At 64.7% G+C, this 320-nt stretch carries 1 protein-coding gene; it reads right to left on the bottom strand.

The features are described from left to right. A partial coding sequence (locus AC0L3S_RS39250; protein ID WP_473285328.1) for a porin occupies nt 1-320 on the bottom strand: 320 nt, incomplete at both ends.

The raw sequence follows: 320 nt of genomic DNA, 5'->3' as shown, positions 1-320 counted from the left end.
TCGAACTGCGACACGGCCTTACCCATGGTGAAGCCAGCGAACTGGATGAAGGCGTAGTACACACCGAGCGAACCGGCCGAAGTGTTGCCGTCGGTGCCGTTGACCGAGCCGCCACCCGAACCGAACAGACCCGTGGTGGTCGCGCCGGGGTTGGTGGCCGCAGCCAGCGTACCGCTGTAGGCGGTGGTGCCGGTGGCCGAACCGGTGCCGACGTAGTTGCCGGACGTCCAGGAGAACACGCCATCGAAGAAGGTACGGACAACGCCGTACTCAGTCGCGGTGCGCGTGTCGATGTTGAGATCTTCACGAGCGCGCATGGT

The sequence above is a fragment of the Bradyrhizobium sp. Ken01 genome (genome assembly GCF_055807355.1).
Note: the sequence above shows the minus strand (reverse complement) of the source record. Positions and strands in the feature narration are given on the sequence as shown.